Origin of the sequence: Reyranella sp., from assembly GCF_044224635.1 — a bacterium.
Lineage (GTDB): Bacteria > Pseudomonadota > Alphaproteobacteria > Reyranellales > Reyranellaceae > Reyranella.
In genome coordinates this window covers 1-16,294 of sequence record NZ_JBGAKA010000088.1, presented here as the reverse complement: position 1 = coordinate 16,294, position 16,294 = coordinate 1, and the positions used below count along the sequence as shown (strand labels likewise).

Below are 16,294 nucleotides of genomic sequence, written 5' to 3'. Positions count from 1 at the left end.
GGCGTCGTCGCCGAGGCCGAGAAGCGCTTCGGCCGGCTCGACATCATGGTCGCCAATGCCGGCATCGGCATCATGGCGCCGATCGAGAGCATGACGCTGGCCGACTGGCAGCGTCAGCAGGCGATCAACCTCGACGGCGTGTTCCTGTCGATCAAGCATGCCATCCCGGCGCTGCGCCGGGCGGGCGGCGGCTCGATCGTGCTGATGTCGTCGATCGCCGGCCTGCGCGGCGCGCCCGGCCTCGCCGCCTACTCGGCGACCAAGGGCGGCGTGCGGCTGCTCGCCAAGTCGGTGGCGCTGGAGCACGCCGCCGACGGGATTCGCTGCAACTCGGTGCATCCAGGCATCATTGCGACGCCGATCTGGGGCAAGATCCCGACCGGCGCCGAGGGCAACCGGCGTAACGCACCGATCGATCCGCGCGAGCGCGCTGCGGCGGTCGTGCCGCTGACGCGCGTCGGCGAGGCGCAGGACATCGCCAACGGCGTGCTCTTCCTGTGCACCGACGCCGCAAACTACATGACCGGCCAGGAGCTGGTGATCGACGGCGGCATGACCGCTGGCGGCCGGCCGCCGCCGCGGACGCAGTAGCGGCATGGGCGCGGCTGCGAAAGGATGGATCGTCATTGCGGCGCTGAGCGGCGCGATCTCCATCGCCGTCGGCGCTTTCGCAGCACACGGTCTCGATGTCTCGAGCGAGGCCGGTCGCAAGGCGCGCGAGTGGCTGCAGACCGGCAGCCAGTACGAGATGATCCATGCGCTGGCGATCGTGGCCGTGGTCGCTCTGGCGCGCAGCGCGGCGGTGAACCTCCCTTGGGCCTTGGCCGCACAGTGCCTGTTCCTGGTCGGCAGCGTGCTCTTTCCCGGAGCCCTGTACGCGCTCGCCTTTGGCGGTCCGCGATGGCTCGGCGCGGTTGCGCCGATCGGCGGCACTGCCTTCATCCTGGGTTGGCTGAGCCTCGGAGTCGCCGGGCTGCTGAAGGCCGAGGCCGACTGACGCGCCGGGCCCAGCCTGCTCGCGAGCGAGCAGGCGATCGACCGGAAGCTCGCGCATCTGGACCGGAAGCGCGCCATGCGCATCCTCGCGCGTCATGCGGCCGATCATGTTCACGTTCACGCGCTGCCGGCTGTGGCCCGGCGGCAGCGGCACGTTGCCGTGTCGTGAGGGAAGCCGGTGTCAAGGCCGCGCCGCCCGGCGCACGATCCGCCGCAGCTCGGGGACAACCTCGGCTTCGAACCAGGGATGCTCGCGCATCCACAGCGTGCTGCGCCAGCTCGGATGCGGCAGCGGCACGAAGCGCGGCCCGTACTGCCGGAACGCTTTGACCGTGTCGGTCATCGTCGCTTGGCCAGTCGAGCCGAGATAGAAGCGCTGGGCATGGTGGCCGACCAGCAGGGTCGCCTCGATCGCGGGAAGATGTTTGAGCAGACGTGCATGCCAGAGCGGTGCACATTCGCGGCGCGGCGGCTTGTCGCCACCGCCCGGCTCGCTGCCGGGATAGCAGAGACCGATGGGCAGGATCGCCACGCGGCCTTCGTCGTGGAAGGCCGCCCTGTCGAGGCCCATCCAGTCGCGCAGGCGGTCGCCGCTGGCGTCGTTCCACGGCAGGCCCGTCGCGTGGGCCTTCCGCCCGGGGGCTTGGCCGATGATCAGCAGCCGGGCAGCGCCCGCGAGCTGCAGGATCGGCCGGGCGCCGAGCGGCAGGGCCGTCTCGCAGATCGCGCATGCCCGGACCCGGCGCAACAGCCGCTTCAGGGACATTCGGAGTCCTTCGACCTCATCAGCGCCCGAGAAGGACGGCGCGGAGCACGACGGCGTCGTTGTGGAGCTTGTCGCGTGCGGCGAAAACCAGGGTCACGGGCTCCCGGCGCGCGCGGGTGCGCAGCGCGGCGAGCTCGTCGGGGTTGCAACGCAGCTCGGCGGCGTAGCGGCGGCGGAACTCGGGCCAGCGCGCCGGATCGTGGTCGAACCATTTGCGCAGCGCCGTGCTCGGCGCAATGTCCTTGGCCCAGAGGTCGATTGCCGCGTCGGACTTCCTGACCCCGCGCGGCCACAGCCGATCCACCAGGATGCGCGTTCCGTCACCGGCGGCGGCGGGCAGGTAGGCCCGCTTGAGCTTGATCCGATGTGCCGGAATTCTCCCGGATGTCGTGGTGCGCTCCGTCATGGCTTCGCCTCCTCATCCACACCGCCCCGCAGCTTGCAGGATCGCTCTCGATGCGCCGACGGTCGACGTCGATCTGCACCAACCTCTCGTGCCAGTCGATCGCGCGCACCCAGCATGGCGCAAGGAGCACCTTTTCGCCGGGCCGCCACCGGCAGGCGTCGATCCTGATATAGGCGATGGTCCAGTCGGCATCGTCGGCCAACAGCTCCTCGACATGCCCAGCCACGCCGTCGAGCAGATGAACGCGATGGCCGACGACGGCCTCGACGCTGCGCAAATGCGGATCGCCGTCTTGCGAGGTGGACGGCCGGAGCGACACGGGGAGGTGCTGCGCTGCCGGGATGCTCTCCTCGATCTGCCGCACGGTGAGATCGATGGCGAGCTCTCGACGCCCGGGATCAGGGCTGCCCAGGAGCAAGGCGGGCACGAGCACTTGACGTTGCGGCAGCCAGTCGCGCGTATCGACCACGACCCAGCGCAAACGCCACGTCATGTCGTCGAACAGCAGGTCGCTGATCGTTCCGATCGCGCCGTCGCTTGCGCGCGCGGCGTAGCCCATCATCATGCAGGCTTCCCACAACATGGTGTTGCCCCGACCGATTCGGCGGAAGGATGGCCCGGCTTGCCGATCGGCGATCGGCCGGACGGCATTGATCGGGCGCAATAAGCCGGATCACGGACAGCAGGGTCGACCCGTGGGCAAATGCGGGCCCAGGCACGGGAGGGTCCAGATGGCATTGGTTCGGACGAGCTCGGGATCACGCGCTCTCGGCGCGCCGGAGGCAAGATCGAGACCCGGCGGTGATGCGATGAAGCCCGACGTCGACCGGTTCTACCGCACCCTGGTGCGCGACACGCCCGATGCGATCGTCTACGCCGACGCCAAGGGCTCGATCGCCCTGTGGAACAGGGGCGCCGAACGGATATTCGGCTTCTCGGCCGAGGAGGCCATGGGAAAGTCGCTCGATATCATCATTCCCGAGGGGCTGCGCAAGCGCCATTGGGTCGGGTTCGAGCAGACGATGCGCAGCGGCGCCTCGCGATACGGTGCGGGCGACGTGCTGGCGGTTCCGGCGCTGCGCAAGGACGGCACGCGCATCTCGGTCGAGTTCACCATCCTGCCGTTCCGCGACAGGTCCGGCCGGATCCTGGGCGTGGCGGCGACCTTGCGCGATGTCACCAGGCGCTTCGAGGAGATGAAGGCGCTGCGCAGTACGGTCGCCGCGAAGGGCTGACGAGGCTTCGCGTCAGAGCAGCAGACCGGCATGAAATCAGCCACGGGCCCGCGCTTGCTTCCGGAGCAAGGCTAGCGCCGTGATCGCCGGACGGGCGATCGTGCCAGATAGGTCGAGTGGAATTCTCCCAGAATCTGCAAGGCGGCGCGATCCAGGATCTGCACCTCGCGCCCGGTCATGGCGATCAGGCCGTCCCGCTTCAACTCGGCGAGCATGCGGTTGACGTGCGGCGCACTCAGCCCGAGCGCGTCGCCGATCCCCTCCTGCGATAGCGGCAGGACGAAGGTATCCTCGGAAGCGTCGCCGATCGCCTGCAGGCGGGTCAGCGTCTCGAGAAGAAAGTGCGCCAACCTCTCGAGCGGCTCGCGACGGCCCGCGTCGATGATGTGCTCGGCATAGATCGCCGCCTCGCGCGCCGCAAACCAGACGAGCGCTGTCGCGACGGTGGCCCTCTCCAGGCATGTGTCGGCAAAGGCGTCGAGCGGCACGTGGCTCAGGCTCATGTCGCTGAGCGCGGTGACGGAGAAAACGGCATGCTCGTAGAAGCATGCCGGAAAACCGATGATGTCCCCCGGCATGATGACATTGACGATCTGCCGCTTGCCGCTGTGCAGAAGCTTGTAGCGGACGGCAAAGCCCTGCCGCACGACATGCAGGACGCCGTAGGCGTAGCCTTCGACGATGATATCCTTTGCCTTCTTGACGACGACCGTGCGCTCGAGCAGCCGGGCCAGCGCCGCCAGGTCGCCGTCATCGAGCGCGATCGAATGGTTGAGCCTGGCGACGAACGGATGGTCCTCGATGTCACTTGCCGTAGATTTGCGCACGATGCCAATTCCCAAGGAGCCGGGCCGGCTGGAACCACGCGCCGCGACAGAGTCGACGCTGCAAGATGCAGGCTCACTCTTAGTGTTTTCCTGTTCGCGACGCAAACGGAGCCGGTGGCTGCGAACCGGAAGGTTTGCACTCGCTAGCGAGGCACGCCGCTTCGTCTGGCTGGACCGCCCGACTCGGTCGGCATGAACGGCCGAGCAGGCCGGATTCACGCAGCGATTGCAGGAGAAGCCCGATCCAGGCTTGAGCCGATCCGAAGCCGAAAGGGAATTCGAGAAAGAATACGGAGCGGAGCTCGTCGGCGTGCGAGTAGAGCTTGGAGGGCCCGGTCGGCTGATCCAGCAGCCAACCTACCCCAGCTGCTCGTCGAGCAGCCTCAACGCTTCGGCGGCGAAGGCGCGCATGTTGGCGACGCGATCGTTCGAGCCGGTGCGCAGCGTGCGGGCGACCTTGCCATTGGGGCCGACGACGGCGACGCAGGTGTGGCCGGCGGGATCGCCGTAGGAGTTGCCGGTCGGGCCGGAGGCGCCGGTCTCGGCCAGGCCCCAGGTCGTGTTCAGCCGTTCGCGCACCAGCTCGGCGGCGAGCGTTGCCCACGGCTCCGACGACGAGCGGATGCCGGCGCGCTTCTCCTTGGTCGCGGTCAGGAAGGCCTCGCCGGCCGGGCGGGTATAGACCACGGCGCCGCCCATGAAGTAGGCCGACGCGCCCGGCACCGCGAGCAGCACGGCGGAGACGAGGCCGCCGGCCGATGATTCCGACACACCGACCGTCTCCTTGCGCGCCTTCAGTTTCTCGCCGACCTTCCTGGCGAGCGGCAGTAGCGAATCCATGTCGATCAATCCTTCCTGCTGAAGATGTCGAGGACCAGGGGCACCTGCTGGCCGAGCCAGATCGCGCGGTCGCGATGATCCTCCAGGTCCTCGCCGGTGTTGGGATGAACGAACACCGTGAGGTCGCCTCGATTGAGCGTCAGCCAGGAAAGCAATGGCGCGAGCTGCTCGTTCTTGAAGTGCACCTGGTAGCTGTAGCGCGGATGCGGTCCGACGGGCTTCTCGTGGAAGCGGCCCATCTGAATGTCGAAGGTCCTCTCGATCTTCTCGCGCAGAGCCCACGCCGGATCGCGCGAGGCGCTGTCGAAATAGACGTGAGCGTGCCAGTCCTTGATGTGTGAAATATCCATGTCTCACCCTACCACATCGCCGAGCCCGCCTGTCGGAACCTAAGACCGTTCCCCGATGCGAGCTTGCTTGCTAGGCTCCCACCATCATGAACTTCGATTTCTCCGACGACCAGAAGCTGCTCAAGGAGCAGGTTCGCAAATTCCTCGCCGACAAGTGCCCGACGAAGACGGTGCGGCGCGTGCTCGACGGCAACGAGACCCACGCCGACGAGGTGTGGAAAGGCCTGATCGAGCTCGGCGTGACGGGCACGGCGATTCCCGAGGAGTATGGCGGGCTCGGCCTGTCGCCGCTCGAGCTCTGCGTCGTCGCCGAGGAGATCGGCCGCGCGGCGGCGCCGGTGCCGTTCGACACCTCGGTCGTGCTGGCAACCGAGGCGCTGAAGCTCGCGGGCTCGGAGGCGCAGAAGAAGAAATGGCTGCCCAAGCTCGCCGCCGGCGAGGCGATCGGCACCCTGGCGACGGCCGAGGGGCCGCAGCCGCCCAAGCCGCGCAGCATCCGCACCACCTTCGGCGGCGGTCGCCTCAACGGCAAGAAGCTGCCGGTGGCCGACGGCGAGGCAGCGACCTTCGCGATCGTGCTGGCCAACACCGGCGGCAGCGGCGATCGCGCAGTCTCGCTGGTGCTGGTCGATCTCGCGCAGGCCTCGGTCAAGCGCGCCCGCGTGGAGACCATCGATCCGTCGCGCAAGCACGCCGAGCTCGCCTTCGACGGAGCCTCGGCCGAGCTGTTGGGCGGCGAGGGCGAAGGCTGGCGTCTGCTCGAGCGGCTCTACGATGCGGCGGCGGTCTATTTCGCCTTCGCCCAGGTCGGCGGCGCCGAGGCGGCGATGTGGATGGCGCGCGACTATGCGCTGCAGCGCCAGGCCTTCGGCCGGCCGATCGGCTCGTACCAGGCCGTCAAGCACAAGCTTGCCGATTGCTATGTCAAGCTCGAGCTGGCGCGGTCCAATGCCTACTACGGCGCCATGATGCTGACCGACGGCGACGCCGACCTGCCGCTGGCCGCCGCGGCGGCGCGAATCGCCGCGACCGACGCCTACGATTTTGCGTCCAAGGAGAACATCCAGACGCACGGCGGCATCGGCTTCACGTGGGAAGCCGACACGCAGTTCCACTATCGGCGGGCGCGCGTGATGGCGCTGTCGCTCGGCGGGCCGATGGCCTGGAAGGACAAGCTGGTGAGCCGGCTCGAGCAGAAGAACGCGGCGTAAGGGGCACTACCTCATCCTGAGGAGCGCCCGCAGGGCGCGTCTCGAAGGATGGGCCTCAGTCTCGACGTTCGCCCACCCTTCGAGACGCATCGCTCAGCGATGCTCCTCACGGTGAGGCGTTGATGTAGGAGGAAACCATGGATTTCAACGACACCGCCGAAGAAGCCGCCTTCCGCAAGGAGGTGCGCGCCTGGCTCGACGCCAACGCCACGCGCAAGAGCGACGACAAGCAGAGCTTTCGCGCCCGCAACGACGATCCGAACCTCCTGAAGAAAGCCAAGGAATGGCAGGCCAAGAAGGCCGCCGCCGGCTACGCCCGCATCACCTGGCCGAAGGAATATGGCGGCCGCGGCGGGTCGCCCATCCTGCAGGTGATCTACCAGCAGGAGGAATCGAGCTACCTGGTGCCGCTGGGCTTCTTCGATATCGGGCTCGGCATGTGCATCCCGACGATGATGGCCTATGCGTCGCCCGACCACCTGCAGCGCTACGTCAAGCCCGCGCTCTACGGCGAGGAAGTGTGGTGCCAGCTGTTCTCCGAGCCGGCGGCAGGTTCGGACGTGGCCGGCATCCGCACGCGCGCCGAGCGTGACGGCGATGGCTGGGTGATCAACGGCCAGAAGGTCTGGACCTCGGGCGCTCACTATTGCGACTACGGCATCATCATCACCCGCACCGACCCCAATGTGCCCAAGCACCAGGGTCTCACCATGTTCTTCCTGTCGATGAAGAGCCCGGGCGTCGAGGTGCGGCCGATCAAGCAGATGTCGGGCGGCGCCAACTTCAACGAGGTGTTCTTCACCGACGTGCGCGTGCCCGACTCGCAGCGCCTCGGCAAGGTCGGGGAGGGCTGGAAGGCCGCCCTCACCACCCTGATGAACGAGCGGCTGGCGGTCGGCCTGCCGTCGGGCGGGCTCGATGTCGACGAGCTGATGGAGCTGGCGCGCGATACCGAGCTCGACGACGGGCCGGCGATCCGCAACCAGCAGGTGCGCGGCAAGATCGCCGACTGGTACGTCCAGCAACAGGGCCTCAGGCTGACGCGCTACCGCACGTTGACCGCGCTTTCCAAGGGCCAGACGCCCGGCCCCGAATCGTCGATCATCAAGATCGTGGCGGCGCCCAAGATGCAGGACATGGGCGCCTTCGCCATGGAGCTGATGGGGCAGGGCGGCATCATGCGCGAGGAGGTGCCGCACGCCGCCGGCTTCCAGGCGCAATGGATCGCCGGCGCCGGCTTCCGCATCGCCGGCGGCACCGACGAGATCCTGCGCAACATCGTCGCCGAGCGCGTGCTCGGCCTGCCGAGCGACGTGCGCGTCGACAAGGACGTGCCGTTCAACAAGCTCAAATAGCCTCCTCCCCAGCTTTGCTGGGGAGGTGCCCCGTCATACGGGACGGAGGGGTCATGAGCATCAGTCCCGCTGCTCATGACCCCTCCGTCCGCGATTACGCGGACACCTCCCCAGCAGAGCTGGGGAGGAGCAAGAGTTACCGCATCTTCAGCGCCCACTCGGTGTACTTGGCCGCCTGCTTGTGCAGGTCGGCGTAGTACTTGGCGTACTCGGCGCCGACCATCGGCTTCAGGGCGAGGCCGACGTCGTTCATCTTCTTGACCTGCTCGGGATCCTCGACTGCCTTGACGAAGGCGGCCTCGATGACCTTGAGGACCTCGGGAGGCGTTCCTTTGGGGGCGCCGACGCCGCGGGTCGAGCTGGAGATCACCGTGCCGAAGCCCAGCTCCTTGGTGGTCGGCACGTCAGGCACGAACTTCGAGCGCTCGTTGTCGGTGACGGCCAGCCCGCGCAGCTCGCCCGACTGGATGCGCTTGGCGACGCCGCCGACATTGTCGAAGGCGACGTCGACATGGCCGCCCATGACGCCGGCGAGCTGCTGCGCGCCGCCGTCGAAATGGACGATGCGGAACTCCACCTTTGCCGCCTCCTGCATCATCAGGATGGCGAGATGATCGTCGCTCAGGATGCCGGTAGTGCAGGCGCTGAGCTTGCCCGGCTGCTTGCGGGCACCCTCGATCAGGTCGGCCAGGGTCTTGTAGGGGCTGTCGGCCTTGACCCAGATCAGGCCCGGGTCGAGCACCTGGTTCACGACCGGGATGAAGCTGTCCATCGTGAAGGCCGCCTTGCGCTCGGGGTCGAGCACGATGGTGTTCACCCCCGGCAGGTTGAGGAAGCCCAGCGTGTAGCCGTCGGGCCGGGCGCGCGCGAACTCGGTGAAGCCGATCTGCCCGCCGGCGCCGGCCTTGTTGACCACGGTGATCGTCTGGCCGAGCGCCTTCTCGGCCGCGGCGGCGAGGATGCGGGCGCCGACGTCGGTGCTGCCGCCGGCCGGGAAGGCGACGATCAGCTGTATGTTGCGGCGCGGATAGTTCTGCGCCAGCGCCGGGCTGGCGAGGCTGGCGGCCGCCGAGGCGGCGAGCAAGGTGCGACGGCGAAGTGACATGGTTTCCTCCCTGAAGATGCTTTGACGGTCCCCTTGGCCTGACTCCACAGGCGCCGCAGTGGTGCCGGTAAATTCAGGCTACTCTGCGTCACTCTCGCGAAGCTTCGAGAACGAGCCGGGTTTCAGAATCAGCGTGGCGACGACGATCACCGGCACCGCGAGCAGGGCGAGCGCCAGCGGCCGGTCGAGGAAGATGGCGAGGCTGCCGCCCGAGATCTCGAGCGTGGTGCGCAGCGAGCGCTCCATCATCGGTCCCAGGATCAGCGCCAGGATGGCGGGCGCGATCGGGAAATCGAGCTTGCGCAGCAGGTAGCCCAGGATGCCGAAGCCCAGCATCACCCAGACGTCGAACAGGTTCTGCTTCAGGCCATAGGCGCCGATGATGCAGAAGATCAGCACGCCGGCGCACATGTAGCTGAACGGGATCTTAAGCAGCTTGGCCCACAGCCCGACCAGCGGCAGGTTGAGGATCAGGAGCAGCACGTTGCCGACGAAGAAGCTTGCGATCACGGTCCACACCAGCTCCGGTCGCTCGGTGAACAGGAACGGGCCGGGCGTGATGCCGTTGACGATGAACGCGCCCATCAGCACGGCGATGGTGGGCGAGCTCGGGATGCCGAGCGCCAGCAGCGGCACCATCGAGGCGTTGGCGTAGGCGTTGTTGGCGGTCTCGGCCGAGGCCACCCCCTCGATCGCGCCCTTGCCGAAGCGCTCGGGCGTCTTGGAGACGCGCTTCTCCAGCACGTAGGCCATGAAGGTCGGCACGATGGCGCCGACCCCGGGGATCAGGCCGAGCACGAAGCCGATCACCGTGCCGCGGCCGATCGCGCCGGCCGACGCCCGGCATTCCTCGCGGGTCGGCATCACGTTGGCGAGCCTGGCCTCGACCATGTGGCTCTGCCGCGCCTCGGCCGCGATCAGCAGCTCGGCGATGCCGAACAGGCCCATGACCACCGGCACGAAGCCGATGCCGTCGAACAGCTCCTCGACGCCGAAGGTGAAACGCGGCGCGCCGCGCACCGGATCGACGCCGATCATCGCCAGCAGCAGGCCGATCGACGCCATCAGCAGCGCCGCCAGCATGTTGCGGCCGGCCAGCCCGACGACCAGGCACAGGCCCGCAACCATCAGGGCGAAGAACTCGGCCGGGCCGAACTTCAACGCCAGGCTGGCGAGCGGCATGGCGACGGCGACCAGCGCCACCGTGGCCAGCGTGCCGCCGACGAAGGAGCCGATGGCGGCGATGCCGAGCGCCGATCCGGCGCGTCCCTGGCGCGCCATCTGATGGCCGTCGATGCAGGTCACGACCGACGCCGCTTCGCCGGGCACGTTGATCAGCACCGACGTGATGGTGCCGCCATACATCGCGCCATAGTAGATCGCGCACAGCATGATGATCGAGCCCGTGGCGTCGAGGCTGAAGGTGAGCGGGATCAGGATGGCGGTACCGGCGGCCGGCCCGAGGCCGGGCAGCAAGCCGATCAGCGTGCCCAGCATGCAGCCCGCAAAGGCGTAGAGCAGGTAGTGCACCGAGAGCGCGGCGGCGAAGCCGGCGAGCAGGTGAGACAGCGCGTCCATCGTCTACAACCCGAGGCGGCCGGTCGGCAGCAGGACGTCGAGCCAGGTGGTGAACACGTAGTACACGCCGAAGCTGCCGCATGCGGCGAACAGGGCAATGACCCACCAGCGCCGCTCGCCCAGTGCCGCCACCAGGACGGCGTTGAACACCAGCATGGCGATGCGGAAGCCGACGACATCCATCGCCGCTGTCGCGAGCGCCATCAGGGCGACGATGGCGAGCCAGCGCTGGCCGCCCGGACCATGCGGCAGGATGCGCACGTCGTCCTCGGCCGGATCGGGCGCCTCCCGCCCGATCGAGACCAACAGCGCGATGGCGAATAGCGAGCCAACCAGCGAAAGCCAGAACGGAAAGAATCCCGGCCCTGGTCCCAGCCGGTCGGTCAACGGCAGCAGGAGCGATTGCCACAACGCGAACAGGCAGAACGCCAGCATGGCTCCCGTCGCGACCAGCCGGCCTCGGCGCATGGTCTGCGTTCCTCCCAGTGTTTCTTTCCTTGTTCTGGTGGGAGCATAGCTGCAAACAGGACAGGCGCAAATCGACACACGATCGACATGGGGTTGAGGAGGAAGCGGATGAACAGGCTCGACGGCAAGGTTGCGTTCCTGAGCGGCGCAGCGCGCGGCATCGGCGGCGCCACGGCGAAGCTGATGGCCCAGGCGGGCGCGAAGGTGGCGATCGGCGACGTGCTCGACGAGCGCGGCCGGCAGACCGCGAAGGAGATCGAGGCGGCGGGCGGGCAGGCGCTCTATGTCCCGCTCGACGTCACCAAGGAGGCGAGCTGGGCGGTCGCCATCGACGCCGCCGTGAAGCGGTTCGGTGCGCTCGACGTGCTGGTGAACAACGCCGGCATCTTCGTCGGCAAAGGAGTCGAGGACGCTTCGCTCGACGATTGGCATCGGCTGGTCGCCGTCAATCTCACCGGCGTCGTGCTGGGCACGCGCGCAGCCCTGCCGCATCTCAAGGTGAGCGGCCCCAAGAGCGCGCACGGTGCCGCCATCGTCAATCTGGCGTCTGTTGCCGGCCTGGTCGGCTCGCAGCTCGACCCGCTCTATTCGCTGACCAAGGGCGGCGTGACGCTGTTCACCAAGTCGACGGCGCTGGAATTCGGCCGCAAGGGCTACAAGATCCGGGTCAACTCGATCCATCCCGGCCTGATCGAGACCGACATGGGCCAGCAGACCTTCGTCATGCGCGCCCAGGCGCAGGGCACCAACGACACCGAAAAGGCCCGCCAGACAACGCTCGGCCTGCATCCGATCGGCCGGCTCGGCGTCGCCGACGACATCGCCAAGGGCATCGTGTTCCTCGCCTCCGACGATGCCGGCTTCATGACCGGGGCCGGCCTCGTCGTCGACGGTGGCTGGACGGCGCATTGAGGGACTTTCTCATGGTCATTGCTGGGAGCGCGCCACTCCGATGGCGCTTCTGTCATTCTCCTCCCCAGCTTCGCTGGGGAGGTGCCCCGTCATACGGGGCGGAGGGGTCATAGGCCCCTCACGTGACTCGTGACCCCTCCGTCCGCGATTACGCGGACACCTCCCCAAGCTACGCTTGGGGAGGAGGATGAGGAGCGCGACTCTTGTTCCTCCCCGGCGAAGCTGGGGAGAAAAATTGAGTTCAAAAAATCCCCGCCGCCAGCCCCGCCGCCATCGCCGCGCCCAGCTCCTCGCATTGCTGCACGAATGCCGGCTGCCACGCGCCGCGGCAGATCAGCGGGTCCTGGACGGCGCGCCAGCGCAGGCCGGTGACGATGGTCTCGACGCCGCGGCGCGTGCCGGTGCCGTCGCTGCCGGCGCGGATATAGAGCGCGTACGGCAGGCCCTGGGTCTTCTCCAGGCAGGGATAGTAGCTGCGGTCGAAGAAATCCTTCAGCGCGCCGGCCATGTAGCCGAGATTCTCGGTCGTGCCGAGGATCACCGCCTGCGCGGCGAGCACGTCGTCGGGCCCGGCCTGCAGGGGCGCGATCAACCGGACGTCGATCTCGGTTTCGCTCAGCGCGCCTCGCTCGACGGCTGCGCGCAGCGCGAGGGTGTTCTCCGACGGAGCGTGCGCCACAATGAGCAGCCTTTTCGCCATGGAGGGGGTTTTACCCCGAGACAGATCGACATGCTGAAGAAACTGCTGATCGCCAACCGCGGCGAGATCGCCATCCGCATCGCCGAGGCCGCCCACGAGCTGGCCATTCCCACCGTCGGCATCCATTCGGAGGACGATGCGAGCTCGCTCCACACGCGGCGCGTCGACCAGTCCGTGGCGCTCACCGGGCGCGGGGCGGCCGCCTATCTCGACATCGCCGGCGTGATCGCGGCGGCCCGGGCCGCTGGCGCAGACTCGGTCCATCCCGGCTATGGCTTCCTGTCGGAGAATGCGGCCTTCGCCACGGCCTGCGCCGAGGCAGGGATTGTCTTCGTCGGCCCGACGCCTGACCAGCTGGCGCTGTTCGGCGACAAGGCGCGGGGCCGCGCTCATGCCGAGGCCTGCAAGGTGCCGGTGCTGCCCGGCACCGGCATCGTCGATCTCGCCGGCGCGACCGCCTTCCTCCGCCAGCACGCCCGGTCGGGCGTGGCAATCAAGGCGATCGCCGGCGGCGGTGGGCGCGGCATGCGCCTGATCACCGCGGAGGCCGAGCTCGCCGACGCCTTCGCCCGCGCCTCTGCCGAGGCGAGATCGGCTTTCGGCAACGGCGATCTCTATCTCGAGCGGCTGATCCGCCAGGCGCGTCACATCGAGATCCAGATCGTCGGCGACGGCAGGGGCGGCATCGCTGCCCTGGGCGAGCGCGAATGCACCCTGCAGCGGCGCAGCCAGAAGATCGTCGAGCTGGCCCCGAGCCCCAACCTGGCGTCGGCGCTGCGCCAGAAGATCGTCGATGCGGCGGTCACCATGGCCAAGGCCGCAGGCTACCGCAGCCTCGGCACGTTCGAGTTCCTGGTCGAAGGCGGGGAGTTCTTCTTCATCGAGGCCAATCCGCGCCTGCAGGTCGAGCACACCGTCACCGAGGAGGTGTGGGGCGTCGATCTGGTGAAAGCCCAGCTGCTGCTGGCCGGCGGCGCGAGCCTTGCCGATACGGGCGTGCTCGACGCCAGGCCGCGCGGCCATGCGATCCAGCTGCGCATCAACATGGAGACGATGACGCCAGACGGCTCCGCCCGGCCCGGCGGCGGCACGCTCACCGCTTTCGAGCCACCGTCGGGTCGCGGCGTGCGGGTCGACACCTACGGCTATGCCGGCTACCGCACCAATCCCAATTTCGACTCGCTGCTCGCCAAGCTGATCGTGCACAGCCCGTCGGCCGCGTTTGCCGACGTGCTGGCGCGCAGCGAGCGGGCGCTGGCCTCATTTCGGCTCGAGGGGGCGCCGAGCAACATCGGTTTCCTGCGCGCCCTGCTGGCCGATGTCGATGTCCGCGCCGACAAGGTCCACACGCGCTTCGTCGACGAGCACGCCGGCGCGCTGATCGAGGCTGCGGCCAAGATGCAGCCCGGCCTCTATTTCCAGCCGGCGGCGCCGGCCGCCGCCGGTGGCCGCCAGGCGGGGGCGCGGGTCGATGCGGTCGATCCCCTGGCCGTGCTTGCCTTCGGCAAGGCGGCGCCGCAGGCCGCCGCGGAGGTGGCGAGCGATGCGCCCGAGGGCACCGTGCCGGTGCCGGCGCCGATGCAGGGCACGATCGTCAGCGTCGGCGTCAAGGAAGGCGACGCGGTCGCGGCGGGCCAGCCCTTGCTGATCATGGACGCCATGAAGATGCAGCACGAGATCCGCAGCCCTGCGCGCGGCTACGTCAGGCGGATCGCCGTCGAGCCCGGCGAGACGATCTACGAGGGCCATGCGCTGCTGTTCGTCGAGGAAGCCGAGGTCGAGATCAAAGGCGCGGCGGTCGAGGAGAAGATCGATCTCGACCACATCCGTCCCGACCTCGCCGAATATATCGAGCGACGTGCGCTCACCTTGGACGACAAGCGGCCCGACGCGGTGGCGCGGCGGCGCAAGACCAACCAGCGCACGGCGCGGCAGAATCTCGACGACCTGGTCGATCCGGGCAGCTTCATCGAATGGGGCGCCTTCGCCATCGCCAGCCAGCGCACGCGGCGTACCAACCAGGACCTGATCGAGAAGACGCCGGCCGACGGGCTGATCACCGGCATCGGCCGGGTCAACGGCTCGCTGTTCGGGCCCGAGCGCAGCCGCGTCGCGGTGGCGCATTACGACTACACGGTGCTCGCCGGGACGCAGGGCACGACCAACCATCGCAAGAAGGATCGCCTGTTCGAGATCGTCGAGGAGCAGCGCATCCCGCTGGTGTTCTTCACCGAAGGCGGCGGCGGCCGGCCGGGCGACGTCGACGTGCAGTCGGTCGCCGGCCTCGACACCATGGCGTTCCACATCTTCGGGCGCCTGAGCGGCGTGTCGCCGCTGGTCGGCATCAACTCGGGCCGCTGCTTCGCAGGCAACGCCGCCCTGCTGGGCTGCTGCGACGTCGTCATCGCCACGAAGAACTCGTCGATCGGCATGGGCGGCCCGGCGATGATCGAGGGTGGCAATCTCGGCGTGTTCGCGCCCGAGGAGGTGGGCCCGATGAGCGTGCAGGTGCCCAACGGCACCGTCGACATCGCCGTCGAGGACGAGGCCGAGGCGGTTGCGGTCGCGAAGAAGTACCTGTCGTATTTCCAGGGCGCCGTGCCCGACTGGCGGGCCGTCGACCAGCGCCTGCTGCGGCGCGCGATCCCGGAGAACCGGCTGCGTGTCTACGACGTGCGCGACGTCATCGACACGCTGTGCGACGACGGCTCGGTGCTCGAGCTGCGCCGCGCCTTCGGGCTCGGCATGGTGACGGCATTCGGCCGCGTCGAGGGCAAGCCGTTCGGCATCGTCGCCAACAATCCGCTGCATCTCGCCGGCGCCATCGATTCGGACGGCTCGGACAAGGCAGCGCGCTTCCTGCAGCTGTGCGACGCCTTCGACCTGCCGGTGCTGTTCCTGTGCGACACGCCGGGCATGATGGTGGGGCCGGAAATCGAGAAGACCGCGCTGGTGCGCCACTGCTCGCGGCTGTTCGTGGTCGGCGCCAACCTCACCGTGCCGTTCGGCACCATCGTGCTGCGCAAGGCCTACGGGCTCGGCGCCCAGGCGATGGCCGGCGGCTCGTTCCATGCCGGCACCTTCGCCATCTCCTGGCCGACCGGCGAGTTCGGCGGCATGGGCCTGGAAGGTGCGGTGAAGCTCGGCTACCGCAAGGAGCTCGAGGCCATCACCGACCCCGCGGAACGGCGCGCCGCCTTCGACACGATGGTCGCCGCCGCCTACGCCCGCGGCAAGGCGTTGAGCACCGCGACCTACTTCGAGGTCGACGAGGTGATCGATCCGGCCGAGTCGCGCCGCTGGATCGCGACCGCCCTCCTCACCGCCAAGCCGCGCCCGCGGCTCGAGCACAAGAAGCGGCCGAACATCGATACGTGGTGAACGCCTCTGTTCCTCCCCAGCGGTGCCTAGTTTCAGCACAGATGTTGCGCCGCACGAAGACGGGGGGAGGTTGGGAGTGTGTGTTGAGGAGCACGCTTCTCCTATAATTTTGGAATCCAATACAACTGTCGAGAGCAACAATAGAATCCTCGAATCGCCTGGCG

At 68.3% G+C, this 16,294-nt stretch carries 17 protein-coding genes; 7 read left to right on the top strand and 10 right to left on the bottom strand.

Going from position 1 to position 16,294, the window contains the following annotated elements; all coding sequences use genetic code 11:
* On the top strand, nt 1-591 hold a 591-nt coding region (locus ACILR9_RS37735), incomplete at its 5' end, for an SDR family NAD(P)-dependent oxidoreductase (protein ID WP_395715153.1).
* 4 nt (nt 592-595) lie between these two features.
* Entirely contained in the window at nt 596-997 is a 402-nt protein-coding gene (locus ACILR9_RS37730) for a DUF423 domain-containing protein (protein WP_395715152.1), read from the top strand.
* A 180-nt stretch (nt 998-1,177) separates the two neighbouring features.
* Here ACILR9_RS37730 and ACILR9_RS37725 read toward each other — a convergent pair whose 3' ends face one another.
* From ACILR9_RS37725 to ACILR9_RS37715, 3 genes are read right to left on the bottom strand one after another with little or no spacing between them, the layout of a single operon-like run.
* The gene (locus ACILR9_RS37725) at nt 1,178-1,762 is read right to left on the bottom strand and encodes a uracil-DNA glycosylase family protein (protein WP_395715151.1); all 585 of its coding nucleotides are present in this window, start codon (nt 1,760-1,762) and stop codon (nt 1,178-1,180) included.
* A gap of 19 nt (nt 1,763-1,781) precedes the next feature.
* On the bottom strand, nt 1,782-2,066 hold the full coding sequence (locus ACILR9_RS37720) for a DUF488 domain-containing protein (RefSeq protein WP_395715150.1): 285 nt from the start codon (nt 2,064-2,066) through the stop codon (nt 1,782-1,784).
* Between the two features lie 16 nt (nt 2,067-2,082).
* The gene (locus tag ACILR9_RS37715) at nt 2,083-2,733 is read right to left on the bottom strand and encodes a PRC-barrel domain-containing protein (protein WP_395715149.1); all 651 of its coding nucleotides are present in this window, start codon (nt 2,731-2,733) and stop codon (nt 2,083-2,085) included.
* A gap of 244 nt (nt 2,734-2,977) precedes the next feature.
* Between ACILR9_RS37715 and ACILR9_RS37710 the strand changes: the two genes are divergently transcribed.
* Nucleotides 2,978-3,403 (top strand): PAS domain-containing protein, encoded by a 426-nt coding sequence (locus ACILR9_RS37710; RefSeq protein WP_395715148.1) that lies wholly within the window; start codon nt 2,978-2,980, stop codon nt 3,401-3,403.
* Between the two features lie 71 nt (nt 3,404-3,474).
* Here the strand turns inward: ACILR9_RS37710 and ACILR9_RS37705 are convergent, their stop codons facing one another.
* From ACILR9_RS37705 to ACILR9_RS37695, 3 genes are all read right to left on the bottom strand, one after another.
* A complete protein-coding gene (locus ACILR9_RS37705; RefSeq protein WP_395715147.1) occupies nt 3,475-4,449 on the bottom strand; it encodes a Crp/Fnr family transcriptional regulator in 975 nt (324 codons plus the stop codon).
* Between the two features lie 138 nt (nt 4,450-4,587).
* On the bottom strand, nt 4,588-5,070 hold the full coding sequence (locus ACILR9_RS37700) for a CinA family protein (RefSeq protein WP_395715146.1): 483 nt from the start codon (nt 5,068-5,070) through the stop codon (nt 4,588-4,590).
* 5 nt (nt 5,071-5,075) lie between these two features.
* The gene (locus ACILR9_RS37695; protein WP_395715145.1) at nt 5,076-5,420 is read right to left on the bottom strand and encodes a DOPA 4,5-dioxygenase family protein; all 345 of its coding nucleotides are present in this window, start codon (nt 5,418-5,420) and stop codon (nt 5,076-5,078) included.
* An 86-nt stretch (nt 5,421-5,506) separates the two neighbouring features.
* Here ACILR9_RS37695 and ACILR9_RS37690 point away from each other — a divergent pair, with 86 nt between their 5' ends.
* Complete coding sequence (locus ACILR9_RS37690; protein ID WP_395715144.1) at nt 5,507-6,631, top strand: acyl-CoA dehydrogenase family protein; 1,125 nt, start codon at nt 5,507-5,509, stop codon at nt 6,629-6,631.
* 137 nt (nt 6,632-6,768) lie between these two features.
* Nucleotides 6,769-7,986 (top strand): acyl-CoA dehydrogenase family protein, encoded by a 1,218-nt coding sequence (locus ACILR9_RS37685; protein WP_395715143.1) that lies wholly within the window; start codon nt 6,769-6,771, stop codon nt 7,984-7,986.
* Between the two features lie 136 nt (nt 7,987-8,122).
* On the opposite strand, the gene ACILR9_RS37680 is transcribed toward ACILR9_RS37685, so the two are convergent.
* The 3 genes from ACILR9_RS37680 to ACILR9_RS37670 all read right to left on the bottom strand — a co-directional run bounded on the left by ACILR9_RS37680 (nt 8,123) and on the right by ACILR9_RS37670 (nt 11,137).
* A complete protein-coding gene (locus tag ACILR9_RS37680; RefSeq protein ID WP_395715142.1) occupies nt 8,123-9,091 on the bottom strand; it encodes a tripartite tricarboxylate transporter substrate binding protein in 969 nt (322 codons plus the stop codon).
* Between the two features lie 78 nt (nt 9,092-9,169).
* A complete protein-coding gene (locus ACILR9_RS37675) occupies nt 9,170-10,669 on the bottom strand; it encodes a tripartite tricarboxylate transporter permease (protein ID WP_395715141.1) in 1,500 nt (499 codons plus the stop codon).
* A 3-nt stretch (nt 10,670-10,672) separates the two neighbouring features.
* Nucleotides 10,673-11,137, bottom strand: a complete 465-nt coding sequence (locus ACILR9_RS37670) for a tripartite tricarboxylate transporter TctB family protein (RefSeq protein WP_395715140.1) — start codon at nt 11,135-11,137, stop codon at nt 10,673-10,675.
* A gap of 108 nt (nt 11,138-11,245) precedes the next feature.
* Here ACILR9_RS37670 and ACILR9_RS37665 point away from each other — a divergent pair, with 108 nt between their 5' ends.
* The gene (locus ACILR9_RS37665; protein WP_395715139.1) at nt 11,246-12,049 is read left to right on the top strand and encodes an SDR family NAD(P)-dependent oxidoreductase; all 804 of its coding nucleotides are present in this window, start codon (nt 11,246-11,248) and stop codon (nt 12,047-12,049) included.
* A 241-nt stretch (nt 12,050-12,290) separates the two neighbouring features.
* Here the strand turns inward: ACILR9_RS37665 and ACILR9_RS37660 are convergent, their stop codons facing one another.
* Nucleotides 12,291-12,749, bottom strand: a complete 459-nt coding sequence (locus tag ACILR9_RS37660; RefSeq protein WP_395715138.1) for a flavodoxin family protein — start codon at nt 12,747-12,749, stop codon at nt 12,291-12,293.
* Between the two features lie 30 nt (nt 12,750-12,779).
* Here ACILR9_RS37660 and ACILR9_RS37655 point away from each other — a divergent pair, with 30 nt between their 5' ends.
* Nucleotides 12,780-16,130 carry a carboxyl transferase domain-containing protein gene (locus ACILR9_RS37655; protein ID WP_395715137.1) on the top strand — a complete coding sequence of 1,117 codons (3,351 nt, stop codon included), beginning with the start codon at nt 12,780-12,782 and terminating at the stop codon, nt 16,128-16,130.
* Nucleotides 16,131-16,294: the final 164 nt, after the last annotated feature.